Annotated in this window: 15 protein-coding genes, 2 pseudogenes and 1 riboswitch; of the genes and pseudogenes, 3 read left to right on the top strand and 14 right to left on the bottom strand. The window is 62.1% G+C overall.

What is annotated here, in order from left to right:
• Positions 1–129: 129 nt before the first annotated feature.
• The 3 genes and pseudogenes from ACXADQ_RS17510 to ACXADQ_RS17500 all read right to left on the bottom strand — a co-directional run bounded on the left by ACXADQ_RS17510 (position 130) and on the right by ACXADQ_RS17500 (position 2790).
• Positions 130–354, bottom strand: coding sequence for a hypothetical protein (locus tag ACXADQ_RS17510; protein WP_475324007.1), 225 nt, complete (start codon positions 352–354; stop codon positions 130–132).
• A 20-nt stretch (positions 355–374) separates the two neighbouring features.
• A pseudogene (locus ACXADQ_RS17505) lies at positions 375–1608 on the bottom strand (integrase core domain-containing protein); the annotation flags it as partial.
• A gap of 22 nt (positions 1609–1630) precedes the next feature.
• A protein-coding gene (locus ACXADQ_RS17500) for an IS3 family transposase (RefSeq protein ID WP_475324003.1) occupies positions 1631–2790 on the bottom strand; the annotation gives its coding sequence in 2 pieces (ribosomal slippage) (positions 1631–2541 and positions 2541–2790; 1161 coding nt in all).
• Between the two features lie 230 nt (positions 2791–3020).
• Between ACXADQ_RS17500 and ACXADQ_RS17495 the strand changes: the two are divergent.
• A pseudogene (locus ACXADQ_RS17495) lies at positions 3021–4361 on the top strand (integrase core domain-containing protein).
• Positions 4362–4417: 56 nt separating this feature from the next.
• On the opposite strand, the gene ACXADQ_RS17490 reads toward ACXADQ_RS17495, so the two are convergent.
• The 11 genes from ACXADQ_RS17490 to thiD are packed head-to-tail and all read right to left on the bottom strand — an operon-like array spanning position 4418 to position 12428.
• On the bottom strand, positions 4418–5152 hold the full coding sequence (locus tag ACXADQ_RS17490; RefSeq protein WP_475323999.1) for an ABC transporter permease: 735 nt from the start codon (positions 5150–5152) through the stop codon (positions 4418–4420).
• A complete protein-coding gene (locus ACXADQ_RS17485; RefSeq protein WP_475323996.1) occupies positions 5149–5814 on the bottom strand; it encodes a TenA family protein in 666 nt (221 codons plus the stop codon). Before ACXADQ_RS17485 ends, ACXADQ_RS17490 begins: the two co-directional genes overlap by 4 nt.
• Positions 5814–6536 carry an ABC transporter ATP-binding protein gene (locus tag ACXADQ_RS17480; RefSeq protein WP_475323993.1) on the bottom strand — a complete coding sequence of 241 codons (723 nt, stop codon included), beginning with the start codon at positions 6534–6536 and terminating at the stop codon, positions 5814–5816. Before ACXADQ_RS17480 ends, ACXADQ_RS17485 begins: the two co-directional genes overlap by 1 nt.
• A complete protein-coding gene (gene tenA, locus ACXADQ_RS17475; RefSeq protein WP_475323990.1) occupies positions 6533–7204 on the bottom strand; it encodes a thiaminase II in 672 nt (223 codons plus the stop codon). Before tenA ends, ACXADQ_RS17480 begins: the two co-directional genes overlap by 4 nt.
• Complete coding sequence (locus ACXADQ_RS17470) at positions 7201–8139, bottom strand: ABC transporter substrate-binding protein (RefSeq protein WP_475323986.1); 939 nt, start codon at positions 8137–8139, stop codon at positions 7201–7203. The genes tenA and ACXADQ_RS17470 overlap by 4 nt, the downstream gene beginning before the upstream one ends.
• A gap of 15 nt (positions 8140–8154) precedes the next feature.
• Positions 8155–9111: a HesA/MoeB/ThiF family protein gene (locus tag ACXADQ_RS17465; protein ID WP_475323982.1), complete on the bottom strand. Its 957-nt coding sequence runs from the start codon at positions 9109–9111 to the stop codon at positions 8155–8157.
• The gene (locus ACXADQ_RS17460) at positions 9108–9704 is read right to left on the bottom strand and encodes a thiamine phosphate synthase (RefSeq protein WP_475323980.1); all 597 of its coding nucleotides are present in this window, start codon (positions 9702–9704) and stop codon (positions 9108–9110) included. Before ACXADQ_RS17460 ends, ACXADQ_RS17465 begins: the two co-directional genes overlap by 4 nt.
• Complete coding sequence (locus ACXADQ_RS17455; RefSeq protein WP_475323976.1) at positions 9701–10471, bottom strand: thiazole synthase; 771 nt, start codon at positions 10469–10471, stop codon at positions 9701–9703. Before ACXADQ_RS17455 ends, ACXADQ_RS17460 begins: the two co-directional genes overlap by 4 nt.
• Before the next feature lies 1 nt (position 10472).
• Positions 10473–10670 carry a sulfur carrier protein ThiS gene (gene thiS / locus ACXADQ_RS17450; RefSeq protein WP_475323972.1) on the bottom strand — a complete coding sequence of 66 codons (198 nt, stop codon included), beginning with the start codon at positions 10668–10670 and terminating at the stop codon, positions 10473–10475.
• Positions 10654–11634, bottom strand: coding sequence for an FAD-dependent oxidoreductase (locus tag ACXADQ_RS17445; protein ID WP_475323969.1), 981 nt, complete (start codon positions 11632–11634; stop codon positions 10654–10656). Before ACXADQ_RS17445 ends, thiS begins: the two co-directional genes overlap by 17 nt.
• Positions 11631–12428, bottom strand: a complete 798-nt coding sequence (gene thiD / locus ACXADQ_RS17440) for a bifunctional hydroxymethylpyrimidine kinase/phosphomethylpyrimidine kinase (RefSeq protein WP_475323963.1) — start codon at positions 12426–12428, stop codon at positions 11631–11633. The genes ACXADQ_RS17445 and thiD overlap by 4 nt, the downstream gene beginning before the upstream one ends.
• 63 nt (positions 12429–12491) lie before the next feature.
• Positions 12492–12592, bottom strand: a riboswitch (TPP riboswitch).
• A gap of 236 nt (positions 12593–12828) precedes the next feature.
• Between thiD and ACXADQ_RS17435 the strand changes: the two genes are divergently transcribed.
• Complete coding sequence (locus tag ACXADQ_RS17435) at positions 12829–13374, top strand: FkbM family methyltransferase (protein ID WP_475323959.1); 546 nt, start codon at positions 12829–12831, stop codon at positions 13372–13374.
• Positions 13371–13694 carry an FkbM family methyltransferase gene (locus tag ACXADQ_RS17430; RefSeq protein ID WP_475323955.1) on the top strand — a complete coding sequence of 108 codons (324 nt, stop codon included), beginning with the start codon at positions 13371–13373 and terminating at the stop codon, positions 13692–13694. The genes ACXADQ_RS17435 and ACXADQ_RS17430 overlap by 4 nt, the downstream gene beginning before the upstream one ends.
• Positions 13695–13783: the final 89 nt, after the last annotated feature.

Here is a 13783-nt window from a genome sequence, read left to right as displayed (position 1 = left end):
TTCCTGCTCGGAAGTACTCGACATTGTGGCCTGCTCCACGAATGCAATTCTATCATAGGGCGAATCTTTAATTCAAATTTCGCCATCATTTTCAGCGGATTACATGCCATGGCATGTGAATGCGGTGCATCATCGCTCTCGCTTGATCAGATGTTGCTGGGATTGATTTGCGGCTTTGAACTGCGGGGCGAGTCCTGACTGGCGTTGTTCTACCAATTGCTTGACCTCACGGTTTTCCTGCACATCAATCTTGGCCAAGGTCTGGTGATGGGCGTAGTGCACACGCAGATGGGCTTGGCGTTCAATCTGATCCTTGTTGAAGCGATCCTGCCGCGCGGCTTGGCGTGCCCCCATCGGGTGGTCCGGTTTGATTGTTAGTGCATGGTGGGCCTCTGGTCCATTGGCACGATGCTTTTGGGCGCAGGCGGACGGTAGCCCAATGAGCTATGCGGCCTGACTGTGTTGTAGTGAATGCGCCATTGCTCGATCAGGATTTGCGCTTCCCGCAAGGTGTAGAACAACTCGCCATTCAGGAGCTCATCCCGGAACCGGGCGTTGAAGCTTTCACAGTAGCCATTCTCCCATGCCCTGCCCGGCAGGGCATCGCATGGCGATGTCCCGAGAGGGGTGATCCTGGTTCGATGTATGCGGTCTTGGCACCAACGGCGGCGATCCAGTCCCTCACCTTTTGAGCGATAAATTCTGGCCCATTGTCGGATCTTATGTATTCCGGTGGTCCACGCAGGATGAACAGGTCTGTCAGCGCATCCAGCACGTCCGTGGAGTTGAGTTTGCGATCCACGCGGATCATCCATTGCCCGGCAGGCGATTTGCCTTGCAAATCTGCCGAGAGGGGGGCCTCTCTGGTGTATTCATCGATGATGTTGAGCGTCCGATAAACCCGGCCGTCAGCGGTGCGGTCCTGGACGAAGTCATAGGACCAGACGTGGTTGGGGCGCTCGGGTCGTAGACGCACGCATGATCCGTCCACTGCCCGGCAGGGCATTGCGCAGCAATGTCCCGAGAGGGGCTCAGCCAAAGCCGTCCTGTTCGCCTGTTCTCTCGAACCGGTGGCGTTCACAGGCTCACTCTTCTGCTTTTGCGGGACCTTCAGCCCTTCACGCCGCCATATCCGTTCAACCCGCTTATGGTTCACACACCACCCAGCATTGTTCAGCAAACCTGTCACCATGCGATACCCATAGCGCCCGTATTGATCGGCCAGCTCGATAATGTCGTCGGTCAAACGCGCTTCATCAGCACGGCCTTGGGGGACCTTGCGCTGCGTGGATCGATGCTGACCGAGTGCGCGGCAGGCGCGGCGTTCAGACACGCCAAGCTCCTGCCGTACATGGTCGACGCATTTCCGGCGACGCGAAGGGCTTAGGGGCTCCGCCCGTTCAGGCCTGACTTGATCCACAGGATCAAGTCCTAGACGGCCATCACTCCCTTTGCGGCTTCAGTCAAGATGAGCTTATCCAAGGTCAAATCGGACACCGCCCGTCGCAGCCGTTGGTTCTCTTTCTCCAGATCCTTCAGGCGCGCAAGCTGAGACCCCTGCATCCCGCCATAGAGCTTTCGCCATCGATAGAACGTCTGCTGCGTGACCTGCCCCCCGAGGCTCCCTCATTCATAACGAGAGTTTGCGGGTCTGGTTTTCATAGTCTTGGTCGTCAATTTGGGCAAGCGCGCCGGACGCGGAGCTCTCAAATTGCTCAAGCGTTCGGCGCGCTTCTGCGGGCGTTTTGTTTCCGAGAGATGAGTGCGGCCTGACGTTGTTGTAGTCGTACCGCCAGAGCGCCAGTTTTCGACGCGCATCATCCAGACTTTCGAACATCTCTTCATTTAGACATTCGTCGCGCAAGCTGCCGTTGAATGACTCGATGAAGGCATTCTGCTGTGGCTTGCCCGGATCAATGTAGTGCCAGTCGACGCCGTTGTCGTTCGCCCATTTCAGGATTGCCCGGCTTGTGAACTCAGTCCCGTTATCGCTGACAATGCTGGCAGGCTTGCCATAGATACGCACAAGCGCATCCAACTCACGCGCAACCCGGGCACCCGAGATGCTGGTGTCGGCCATCAGGCACAGGTTCTCACGGCAGAAATCGTCATTGACGGCCAGGATGCGGAACCGGCGTGATGCCCCGAACGTGTCCGACAGGAAGTCCATCGACCAACGTTCGCCTGGCCTCAAAGCCTCTGGCATTGGTGTTCGAGACCCACGCGCCCGTTTCCGTCCACGCCGTCGCCGAACGCCCAGCTTCTCCTCGGTGTACAGCCGATACAGCTTCTTGTGGTTCATCACGTATCCTTCGCGCTCCAGCATCACGCCGATCCGGCGGTAGCCAAACCGACGCCGTTTGGCCGCGACGGCCTTCATCTCCTTGCGTATCTCAGGATTGTCCGGCGGGCGTTCACGCCGGACCGTCTTCGGATCGACACCGACAAGTCGGCAGGCCCGGCGTTGCGAGATGTCATGATCCCGCATCGCCCTGAGCGCTGCCTCTCGCCGCTCATTCGGCGTCGTCAACTCTTTCCCAGCAAATCCTTCAGCACAACGTTGTCCAGCATGGCATCGGCCAGCAGACGTTTAAGCTTGGCGTTCTCGTCCTCCATCGCCTTCAGCTTGGCCGCATCAGACACTTCCATGCCGCCATACTTGGATTTGAATTTGTAGAACGTGCCCTGGCTCAGGCCATGCTTGCGGCACACCTCCGCCGTCGGAATCCCGGCTTCTTGTTCTTTGATCATCCCAATGATCTGGGCTTCAGTGAAACGGCTCTTTCGCATTTGTTTGCTCCTTCAAGAGGTTGAGCAAACTCTACATTAAAGTGCGGGAGATTTCGGGGGGCAGGTCACCGCCCCAAACCTGACGGTGCGGAACAAATTCATACCAATTACTCACCGGGAACTGTCTTTCGTAGCTTTCGGGTGAAAAGTCGAAAAAATCAAAATGGAGTAGCCCCCTGAAAGTGGTCCACCAACTGGGATAGAATATCCCGCAAATTGGAGGATCAGCGATGGCTGGAAAACGAGAGAAGCCCGAAGAGATTGTATCGAAGCTTCGGCAGGTTGAAGTACTTCAGGGGCAAGGCGCGACGATTACCGAGGCAGTGCGCCAAATCGGCGTGACGCAGCAGACGTTCTATCGATGGCGAAAGCTCTATGGCGGGATGCAGGGGTCTCAGCTTGCGCGCCTGAAGGATCTGGAGAAAGAGAACCAACGGCTGCGACGGGCGGTGTCCGATTTGACCTTGGATAAGCTCATCTTGACTGAAGCCGCAAAGGGAGTGATGGCCGTCTAGGACTTGATCCTGTGGATCAAGTCAGGCCTGAACGGGCGGAGCCCCTAAGCCCTTCGCGTCGCCGGAAATGCGTCGACCATGTACGGCAGGAGCTTGGCGTGTCTGAACGCCGCGCCTGCCGCGCACTCGGTCAGCATCGATCCACGCAGCGCAAGGTCCCCCAAGGCCGTGCTGATGAAGCGCGTTTGACCGACGACATTATCGAGCTGGCCGATCAATACGGGCGCTATGGGTATCGCATGGTGACAGGTTTGCTGAACAATGCTGGGTGGTGTGTGAACCATAAGCGGGTTGAACGGATATGGCGGCGTGAAGGGCTGAAGGTCCCGCAAAAGCAGAAGAGTGAGCCTGTGAACGCCACCGGTTCGAGAGAACAGGCGAACAGGACGGCTTTGGCTGAGCCCCTCTCGGGACATTGCTGCGCAATGCCCTGCCGGGCAGTGGACGGATCATGCGTGCGTCTACGACCCGAGCGCCCCAACCACGTCTGGTCCTATGACTTCGTCCAGGACCGCACCGCTGACGGCCGGGTTTATCGGACGCTCAACATCATCGATGAATACACCAGAGAGCCCCCCTCTCGGCAGATTTGCAAGGCAAATCGCCTGCCGGGCAATGGATGATCCGCGTGGATCGCAAACTCAACTCCACGGACGTGCTGGATGCGCTGACAGACCTGTTCATCCTGCGTGGACCACCGGAATACATAAGATCCGACAATGGGCCAGAATTTATCGCTCAAAAGGTGAGGGACTGGATCGCCGCCGTTGGTGCCAAGACCGCATACATCGAACCAGGATCACCCCTCTCGGGACATCGCCATGCGATGCCCTGCCGGGCAGGGCATGGGAGAATGGCTACTGTGAAAGCTTCAACGCCCGGTTCCGGGATGAGCTCCTGAATGGCGAGTTGTTCTACACCTTGCGGGAAGCGCAAATCCTGATCGAGCAATGGCGCATTCACTACAACACAGTCAGGCCGCATAGCTCATTGGGCTACCGTCCGCCTGCGCCCAAAAGCATCGTGCCAATGGACCAGAGGCCCACCATGCACTAACAATCAAACCGGACCACCCGATGGGGGCACGCCAGGGGCACGCCACGTATGCGGATCTATTCCTTTTCCAACAGTATCCGCGCCAAATGGTGGACGGCCGTGTGCAGCAGCACCGAAAACAGCGCCAACACAATCAGCGCAGCGAACATCAGATCAATTTTCGCCCGTCCATTGGCCAGCAACATCAGGTATCCCAGGCCTTTACTGGCGCCGACCCATTCGCCGATCACGGCCCCGATGGGGGCATAGACCGCCGCCAGTCGCAACCCCGAGGCAAAGCCGGGCAGGGCCGCGGGAATGCGGATATGCCACATGATGCGCCAGGGGCTGGCCCCCATCACTTTGGCCAAGCCCAGCCAGCCACCATTGGGCCGCATCAACGCGTCAAAAAACGAGGACGTGACCGGGAAATAGATGATGATCAGCGCCATCAGCACTTTGGACCACAGGCCAAAGCCGAACCACAGCGTCAGGATGGGCGCCAGTGCGAAAACCGGGATCGCCTGACTGAACACCAGCATGGGCCGCACCAGCGCCCGCGCCATGGGTGAGGCGGCCAGCGCGATGGCTGACAGCCCGCCCAGAACGGCCCCCAAAGCCAGCCCGATCAGCACCTCGGTCAGGGTGACGAGGCTGTGTTCCCAGATCAACGCGCGGCTTTTCCACAGCGTCTCGGCCACCAGCAGGGGACCGGGCAGGATAAAGCGCGGCAGCTCGCCGATCCAGACGATGGCCTGCCAAAGCGCGATCGCGATCAGGGCCGAGGCCGCACCGGCCTGCCAGGGTTTCATGCGGGCTCCGTGACGGCGACGGGAAAGCCCGCCCAGGCCGCATCAAAGAACGCGCGTTCCAGCCGGACGGCCGTTTGAAAGGTCTGTTCGACCTTGGATTTTGCGCTGTCATCCAGGCTGGGCCAGACCTGATCCAGCTGGCCGCGCAGGTAGTCCACAACGCCGGTGAAACCCTCGCCGGCGTGCAGCGTGATCCATTCGCCCAGCCAAAACGGCAGCGCATCAGCGCGGTGCTCGACCGGGGTGGCCCACTCCAGGTAGATCCACTCGGCCACGACCAGAACGGCCAGCATCTGTTCGTATTGGCCCGACTGGCGGGCCTCGGCCATCAGCTGTTGAAAGGCCCGAGTTTGTGGTTCGGGTGATGCATTAGGTTCGGCGCTCAATTCATTGAAACTGCGCAAAAAATAGGTGTTCTCCGGCCCGGTGATGACAGCCAGAAATTGCGCGGCAGGCACGCTGTCGGCAAGCGTGGGCGCATGGGCAATGGCCGAGGCCAGAAGCCGCACAAACCCGTCGATAAATAGGTAGTCCTGCTGCAGATACCCCACCATCCGGTCGCGTGGCATGGTGCCATCGGCCAGCGCGTTGGTGAAGGCATGAGTGGTCGCGGCCCGCCAATCCTCGGCGGCCAGGGATTTCAGGTGGTCGGTCGGGCGCATCAGTCGTCCTCTCTTAGGCGCGTCAGCAGACGGGCCTGGGTTTGCAATACGTCGGGCGCGTCTACGGCGCGTGGGATGGGGCCGGAGGGCGGCGGGAAGTCCTGCATCGCATCCGCGCTCATCAACAGGATTTGGTGGCCCAGGCGCGCAGCCTCGGCCGGGTCATGGGTGACCAGCAGAACGGTGCAGCCCTGCAACAGCTCGGCGGCCAGTTCCTGCATCCGAGCGCGGGTGCGGGCATCCAATGCAGAGAATGGCTCGTCCAGCAGCACAACCGGACGGTCCTCCATCAGAGTGCGGGCCAGGGCGACACGCTGGCGCTGCCCACCGGACAGTTGTTTGGGCTTGGCCTCGGCGCGATCAGCAAGCCCCACACGGGCCAGCACGTCCGATACACGCGCGGGATCGGGCGCCTTGCCGCGCAGTTTCGCGCCCAGGCCTACATTGCCCGCGACAGTCAGCCAAGGCAGCAGCAGATCATCCTGCGCCATCAGGGCGACGCGCCCGGCCAAGGCGCCATCCGTCGCGCCAAGTTCCCCGTCAAAGGTGATGGCCTGCGCCAGATCGGCGAACAGGTTCAGCACCGTGGATTTGCCCACCCCGGACGAGCCCAGCAGGCAGGTCCACTGGCCAGCGGGAACGGACAGGTCCAGCCCTGCGAACAGCGGCGTGCCGTCATACCAGGCGGAGCCGCGCAGGAAGAGGCCGGGGGGCTGGGTCACGGGGCCATCCCCATGTCCCAGAACCCGACCTCCAGCCGGGTTGCGGTGGCAAAGCGGTCGCACAGCGCCTGCCAGCGGGGCGATTGTTCGGGGGCCTCGCCGATCCGGTTGGCGACGGCCATGTCGATCAACGCGCCGACCTCTTTGCAGACGTCCTGATATTCTGCGCCGCCATAGGTTCTGATCCACTCGCCATAGGTGGAGGAGTCAGCGTGTGGCATCAGCGTCGCGCCGATCTCTCCATAGCCCAAAACACAAGGGGCCAGCGCGGCCAGCAGGTCCAGAAAATCACCCGAATGGCCGGCGTCCAGCACATAGCGCGTATAGGCCAGGTTTTCGGTGCGTTCCTCGGTGGCGAATAGCTGATCCTCGGAGATGCCAGCCGCCGCACAGGTCTGGATATGCAGGGCAATCTCCTCGTTGATCAGCGCGTTCACCGTGCCCGCGCACAGGCGCATTTCCTCGACCGTTTGGGCCTTGGTGATGGCCAGCGCCCAGGCGCGCGAGAAATGGATCAGGAACACGTAATCCTGTTTCAGGTAGTGCAGAAAGGCCGCTTGGGGCAGCGATCCGTCCTGAAGCCCCTGAACAAAGGCATGGCGAGTGTAGGCGGGCCACTGGGGACCCGCCGCATCGCGCCATTTCGGGAAGATGGCGCCGTAGGTCATTCTGCCCCCAGATCCACGGCCAGCTCGGATACCGGGCGGGTGCCCTCGACCAGACCAGCCTCGGCTAGGAAAGCCTCGAACCGGGTATAGCGGCCTTCGTCCAGCGCTTCGGGGCGCAGGGCAAAACGGGGCAGGGTGTCAGCCCAGGCCATCTCGTTTAACTGGTCTTGCAGCTCGGTCGAGGTGCCCGAGAATATCTCCCAGCTTTCCTGCGGGTGGTTGACGATGAACTGGGTGGCCAGCTCGGTCGCGCGCAGGAAGCGGCGCAGCTGGTCGGCGTCCATTTCGTTGGGGTTGGCGACATAGATCAGCTCGTCATAGGTGGGCACGCCTTCCTCTTCGATGTAGAAGCATTTGCCCTCGACGCCCTCGATGGTCATCTGGTTCAGTTCGAAATTCCGGTAGGCGCCCAGAACGGCGTCAACCTGCCCGGACATCAACGAGGGCGACAGCGACCAGTTCACGTTGACCAGTTCGATATCGCCCATGCTCAGCCCGTGCTTTTCCAGGATGGCGGTCAGCAGGGCCTCTTCCACGCCAGCAACCGAATAACCGATCTTGCCGCCTTTCAGGTCGGCGATGGTTTTGATCGGGCCGTCCTCGAGCACCAGCAGACAGTTCAGCGGGGTCGCAACCAGCGTGCCAACGCGTTTCAGCGGCAGACCCTGGGCGACTTGCAGGTGCAATTGCGGCTGATAGGAAATGGCCAGTTCGGCCTTGCCTGCAGCCACCAGTTTCGGGGGGTCCGAGGGATCGGCGGGGGCGACGATTTCAACCTCCAGGCCCTGATCGGCGAAATAGCCCTTTTCCTGCGCGACAATAATGGGCCCGTGGTCGGGGTTCACGAACCAGTCCAGCAGGACGGTCATTTTGTCGGCCGCAAAGGCCGGGGTCGCGGCCAGCAGGGCGGCGCTTGTCAGTAGATGTTTCAACATGGGGTCTTCTCCTGTTTAGTCGGCGCTGTCGCCCAAAGCGATCAGCGCGATATGTCCATTCCAGTGTTTGCTCAGCCGATCCGCCGCCTGCCAGGCCCGAAGGCCCGAGCGGCAGGCCAGAACGGCGCGATTGGTAGTGGGGATCAAATGGTCGAAATCCGTGACCACATGGCGGTTGGCATCGGGCAGATTGGGGCCAGGTTCGTCAGCGGCCCGCAAATCCACCAGAAAATCCGTTTCGGTGATGTCCTGAGGGGCGATAAAGCGGTGGCCCGAGGCCGGTTCTTCGGCCTTGTCAAACCGGAAGCCCCCAAAACGCAGGGCAGCGGCGTCATAGCTGACCAGCTTGCCCATCGGGGTGCGATCGCCCGTCAGAACGGCCATGGCCATCTGGGCTTGCAGGCTGCCGATCACCCCGACCGAGGGGCCCAGAACGCCATCCAGATCACAACTGCCCAGACGCTCGGGCAGGTCAGGAAACAACGCCCGCAACGAGGGCGCCCCGGCGCAAAACCCGCCGCAATAGCCCTCGGTTCCCACGACCGAGGCACTGATCAGCGGCGTCTGCGTCCTAAGGCAATGGTCCGAAGCAACATAGCTGGCCGCGAAACTGTCGGCGCAATCCAGCACCAGATCCATGCCCGCACACAGATCGGCGGCATTGGCAGGGGTGAAGGCATCGACAATGGCGTCGAGGCTACAATCCGGGTTCAGAGCCTGCATATGACGGGCCGCAGCCTGGGCCTTGGGCTGGCCCAGATCCGCGTCGCGAAACAGGGTTTGACGGTGCAGATTGCTGAGCTCGACCCGGTCAGGATCGACCAGCCGGATATGGCCCACGCCCGCGCCGACCAGATATTGCAGCACCGGCGCGCCCAGCCCGCCCGCGCCGATCACCAGCACATGGGCGCGGCGCAGGGCGTCTTGCCCATCCGGGCCAAGTACGGCGATCTGGCGGGCATAGCGGCTCATGACGTGGCCTCCAGCCAAGCGCGCACGCGGCCCTCGGGGTCGTCATTCAGGGTGATGTCGGTCACGGCCGAGACCACGTCGGCGCCCGCGTCGAACGCCCCTTGGGCGCGCTCGACTGACATGCCGCCGATGGCGATCAGGGGGATGTCACCGATGACCTCTTTCCACTCGGTCAGCTTCTCCAAACCCTGCTGGTGCCATTTCATTTTCTTCAGGATCGTCGGGTAGACGGGGCCAAGCGCCACATAATCGGGGGACAGGGCCAGCGCGCGGTCCAGCTCGGCCCGGTCATGGGTCGAGATGCCCAGCCTCAACCCCGCCGCGCGGATTGCGTCCATGTCGGCCTCGTCCAGATCTTCCTGACCCAGATGCAGCCAGTCGCAGCCCAGCTCGATCGCCAGTTGCCAATAGTCATTCACCACCAGAATGGCGCCATATTGCGCGCACAGATCCCGCGCCTCGGCCAGCTGGGCGCGCACCACGTCCATGGGCTGATCCTTGATCCGCAGCTGGACCAGTTTCACGCCCAAGGGCAGCATCCGGCGCAGCCATTTCACATCATCGAAGATCGGATAAAACGCAGGCAGGGTCATAGGAAGGCCTTTCCCAGAACGGGGGTCGAGGGCGCGGCCATGTCGCGCGGGGTCATCGGATCGGCCTGATAAGCCAGCCGACCCGCATCGACGGCCCGCCCAAAAGCCTCGGCCATCGCGGCGGGATCACCGGCCTTGGCGACGGCCGTGTTCAGCAGCACCGCGTCAAAGCCCATCTCCATCGCGTGGGCGGCCTGGCTGGGCAGGCCCAGGCCCGCATCAATCACCAGGGGCACGTCCGGGTAATGCGCGCGCAGGCTGCGCAGCCCGTATTTGTTGTTCAGCCCCAACCCGGTGCCAATCGGCGCGCCCCAGGGCATCAGAACCTGGCACCCTGCCTCGAGCAGACGATCACACAGGACCAGATCCTCGGTGCAATAGGGGAAGACCTGGAACCCGTCATCAGTCAGGATTTTCGCAGCTTCGACCAGTCCGAACGGATCGGGTTGCAGGGTGTCGGCATGGCCGATCACCTCGAGCTTGATCCAAGGCGTGTCGAACAGCTCGCGTGCCATCTGGGCGGTGGTCACGGCCTCGCGCACGGAATGACAGCCGGCGGTGTTGGGCAGAACGGCGACGTCCAAGTCCTTGATCAACTGCCAGAAATCCTGACCCGCGCGGTCGCCGCCCGCTTCGCGCCGGACCGATACCGTGGCAATCCCCGCGCCCGAGCGGCGGAAAGCATCGGCCAGAATTGCAGGCGAAGGGTATTGCGCCGTGCCCAGCATCATGGGCGATTGGATCGTGGTTCCGTAGAATGTGGGCATGTTAACCTCCTTGTCGCGGGGCGACGATTTCCACGCGATCCCCGGGTTCAATGGGGGTGTCGGCGCGGGCGGTGGCGGGGACGAAATCCTCGTTCAGGGCGGTGGCCAGTTTGGCGTCACCGTGACCCAGTTCGACCAGCAGATCGGCCATATTCGTGGCCGCAACCACGGTTTTTTCACCGTTAATCGTGATCTTCATGCCAAATCTCCGGGGGTTTGCCGTCCAGCTGCCAATCGGCCAGCATCACCGCCAAGGCGGGCGCCAGCAGATAGCCATGGCGGAACAGGCCGTTCACGTAAATCACCCCGTCCTTGCGGCGGATGCGGGGCATGTTGTCGGGGAAGGCGGGGCGCGCGTCGACACCGATTTCCAGCACTTCGGCCTCGCCAAAGGCCGGGTTCAGCGCATAGGCGGCGTTCAGCAGCTCCATCACCGAGCGCACGGTGGCGCGGGTGCGTTCGCCGCTTTCGATCTGAGTGGCGCCCAGCATGAACACGCCGTCACCGCGCGGCACGATATACAGCGGAAATCGCGGGTGCAGCAGGCGCACCGGGCGGTCCAGCGACACGTCTGGGGCCTTAAGGATCACCATCTCGCCCTTGACGCCGCGCAGGTCAGGCAGGACATCCTTGGAGGCCAGCCCGCGACAGTCAATCACCTGACCCGAGGGCGTGCCCGCGTGTTGTACATGCACGCCGCGCGCCTCCAGCTGGTCGCGCAGATGGGTCAGGGCCAGGCGCGGGGTGACATGGCCCTCGGCCACCATGTGCAGGGCGGTACCGAAGCGTTCGCCCAGTTGCGGTTCCAGTTCAGTCAGGCCGGCGCGATCCAGCGTCACGTGGTTTTCGGTGCGGCGCTGGAACCGCTGCAATTCCGATGTGTCGCGCGACAGGGCCACCACGACCGAGCCGTTATACGTGACCCCGACCCCCTGGTCCTGCCACCACGCGGCGGCGTTGCGACCATGGGCAACAACGGGAGGCTCGGCGGCCTCGCCCTCGCAATCGGGGGCTAACATGCCGCCCGCCCACCACGAACAGCCATGCGGGCCGGGCCCGCCATAGGGGTCGATCAGGGTGACGCTGGCACCGCGCCTGGTTAGCTCGGTCGCGACACACAGGCCCGCGACGCCCGCGCCAAGGATGGTGAAATCGGTGCTCATGACCAGACCCCGTGGAAATGGTGCACGGGGCCGTGCCCGTGCCCGACATTCAGCGTGTCCGCGTGCAAAATCGCCTGATGCAGCCAGCCATGGGCGGCATGCACGGCCGTTTCCAAAGATTTGCCGCGCGCCAACCCCGCCGCGATGGCCGAGGACAGGGTGCAGCCGGTGCCGTGGGTGTTCTTGGTGGTGATCCGGTCCGCTTTCAGCGCCTGAGCGCCCCCGGCAGTGATCAGCCAATCGGTACAGACATCGCCCAGCCCGTGCCCGCCCTTCATCAGCACCGCGCCGGGGCCCATGTCGAACAGGGCCTGACCTTGGCGTTGCAACCCGCAGGCGGTCAGCTCTTCGGGTTGGTCCAACAGTTTGGCGGCCTCGGGGATGTTGGGGGTCAGCACGGTGGCCAGCGGCAACAGGTGGGTGCGCAGGGCCTCGAGCGCCTCGTCCGCCAGCAGGGTGGCGCCGGACTTGGCCACCATCACCGGGTCCAGCACGATGGGGCCTTCAAAACCCTGCAAGCGCGCGGCCACCGCGCGGATCAGATCAGGGGTGCCCAACATGCCGATCTTGATCGCCTTGACGTCCAGATCGCCCAACACCGCATCAATCTGCGCCTCGACCACGTCGATGGGCACGGAATGCACGGCGGTGACGTCGCGGGTGTTCTGCGCGGTGATGGCGGTGAGGACGCTGGCGCCATAGACATCAAGCGCCGAGAAGGTTTTCAAATCCGCCTGAATCCCGGCGCCGCCGCCGCTGTCAGATCCGGCTATGGTCAGGGCAATTGGGGCCACTGGCTCTTCCTTAGGTGCGTGGTCAGGACCGAAAAAGGAAGAGAATGGTCCCCGGATGTCAGATGGTTCCGGGGTACTGTTCCCTCCGCCGGTCCTAACCGGTTCAGGTTCAATGGGTTCGCTTGCGCATCTCAGCCCCGACAGAGGCACCCCAACAGAGTGCGCTCACCCTACTGGCGCCGCCCGCCCGCGTCAAACAGTTGCCTGTGCCATCCAGACGAAACAGGCGATCATGCAAAGGCACCTGTGCCCTCGGTATGCCCTTGCGTTGGCAGATCCGGGTGAAATGGTGCTCTTTCATTGCAATAGCGGAAGTTTCCTGTAGTTCTCGGGGAACCAGGGACCAAGGACGAACCGGGCCCGGATAGCCCAGTTTCAGCGCCACAACAGGATGAGTGAATTGAAAATCAAAAACCTAGTTCGCTCGGTGATCGTAAGCCTGGTCTATCGACCCTCGCACCTGCTTGGGCTGCAAATTCCTGAACGGTTGTTTCGGCATCTGCACTTTCATGGTGCGTTTCGCGTTGCCCTGCCCAATGGCCGCGCGATGCGGCTGTATTCCTGGGGCAATCGGGTAGAGAACGAACTGGCCTGGCGCGGCTGGGATGGCCACGAAACCCAAGAGCGGCGCTGCTGGGCCAAGCTGGTGCAGGACGGGGCGGACATTCTGGATATCGGGGCAAATACCGCCACCTTTGCCATCACGGCCAAGGCCCTGGCCCCGAACAGCACCGTTGTCGCCTTCGAGCCGCTCAAACGTATCGCGGATATGGCGACCCACAATGTCAAAGTGTCCGGTCTGGACGTCAAAATCCAGCGCAGCGCCGTCAGTGATGCAAGCGGCACCGCGACGATTTATGATCCGGGCGGCGCAAATGCCTATAGCGCGTCGCTGGACCCGGAGTTTCTGCCAGGGGAGAAGAACTCTATGAGGTGCCGGTCGTGACGATCGACGAATTCTGTCACGCCAACGGGCTGACCCCGCACCTGATCAAACTGGATGTCGAAGGCTTCGAAGGACAAGCCCTGTGCGGCGCCGCGCAGGTGTTGTCACAGGGAAATTGCGTGATTCTGTGCGAATGGCTGGGCAGCAGCGAGGCCCATGAAAAAGCGATACAACTGCTGGAACAAAACGACTATGTCGCGCTGGACATTGAAACCCTGACCCAGACGGATCTGCGCGAGACCTTGGGCTTCGAGGACAGAAATGTCATTTTGCTGCACAAAGACCGCGTCACGGACGTGGCCACCCTGTTGCGGGCCTGAGGGGCAAGCCAAAGCCATGACACAGAAAACCGACCTTGGAAAAAGCGCGCGCCTGTCCGTTTCTGGCGTGCCCCCATCGGGTGGTCCGG

It is taken from the genome of Thalassovita sp. ABM4_323, from assembly GCF_056158665.1.
This window is presented reverse-complemented; position numbering and strand designations above follow the sequence as displayed.

Bases quoted from the DNA above. Each gene is read 5' to 3' on its own strand.
- ACXADQ_RS17510 (WP_475324007.1), bottom strand. From the start codon at position 354: ATGGGGGCACGCCAAGCCGCGCGGCAGGATCGCTTCAACAAGGATCAG.
- ACXADQ_RS17490 (WP_475323999.1), bottom strand. From the start codon at position 5,152: ATGAAACCCTGGCAGGCCGGTGCGGCCTCGGCCCTGATCGCGATCGCG.
- ACXADQ_RS17485 (WP_475323996.1), bottom strand. From the start codon at position 5,814: ATGCGCCCGACCGACCACCTGAAATCCCTGGCCGCCGAGGATTGGCGG.
- tenA (WP_475323990.1), bottom strand. From the start codon at position 7,204: ATGACCTACGGCGCCATCTTCCCGAAATGGCGCGATGCGGCGGGTCCC.
- ACXADQ_RS17470 (WP_475323986.1), bottom strand. From the start codon at position 8,139: ATGTTGAAACATCTACTGACAAGCGCCGCCCTGCTGGCCGCGACCCCG.
- ACXADQ_RS17465 (WP_475323982.1), bottom strand. From the start codon at position 9,111: ATGAGCCGCTATGCCCGCCAGATCGCCGTACTTGGCCCGGATGGGCAA.
- ACXADQ_RS17460 (WP_475323980.1), bottom strand. From the start codon at position 9,704: ATGACCCTGCCTGCGTTTTATCCGATCTTCGATGATGTGAAATGGCTG.
- ACXADQ_RS17455 (WP_475323976.1), bottom strand. From the start codon at position 10,471: ATGCCCACATTCTACGGAACCACGATCCAATCGCCCATGATGCTGGGC.
- thiS (WP_475323972.1), bottom strand. From the start codon at position 10,670: ATGAAGATCACGATTAACGGTGAAAAAACCGTGGTTGCGGCCACGAAT.
- ACXADQ_RS17445 (WP_475323969.1), bottom strand. From the start codon at position 11,634: ATGAGCACCGATTTCACCATCCTTGGCGCGGGCGTCGCGGGCCTGTGT.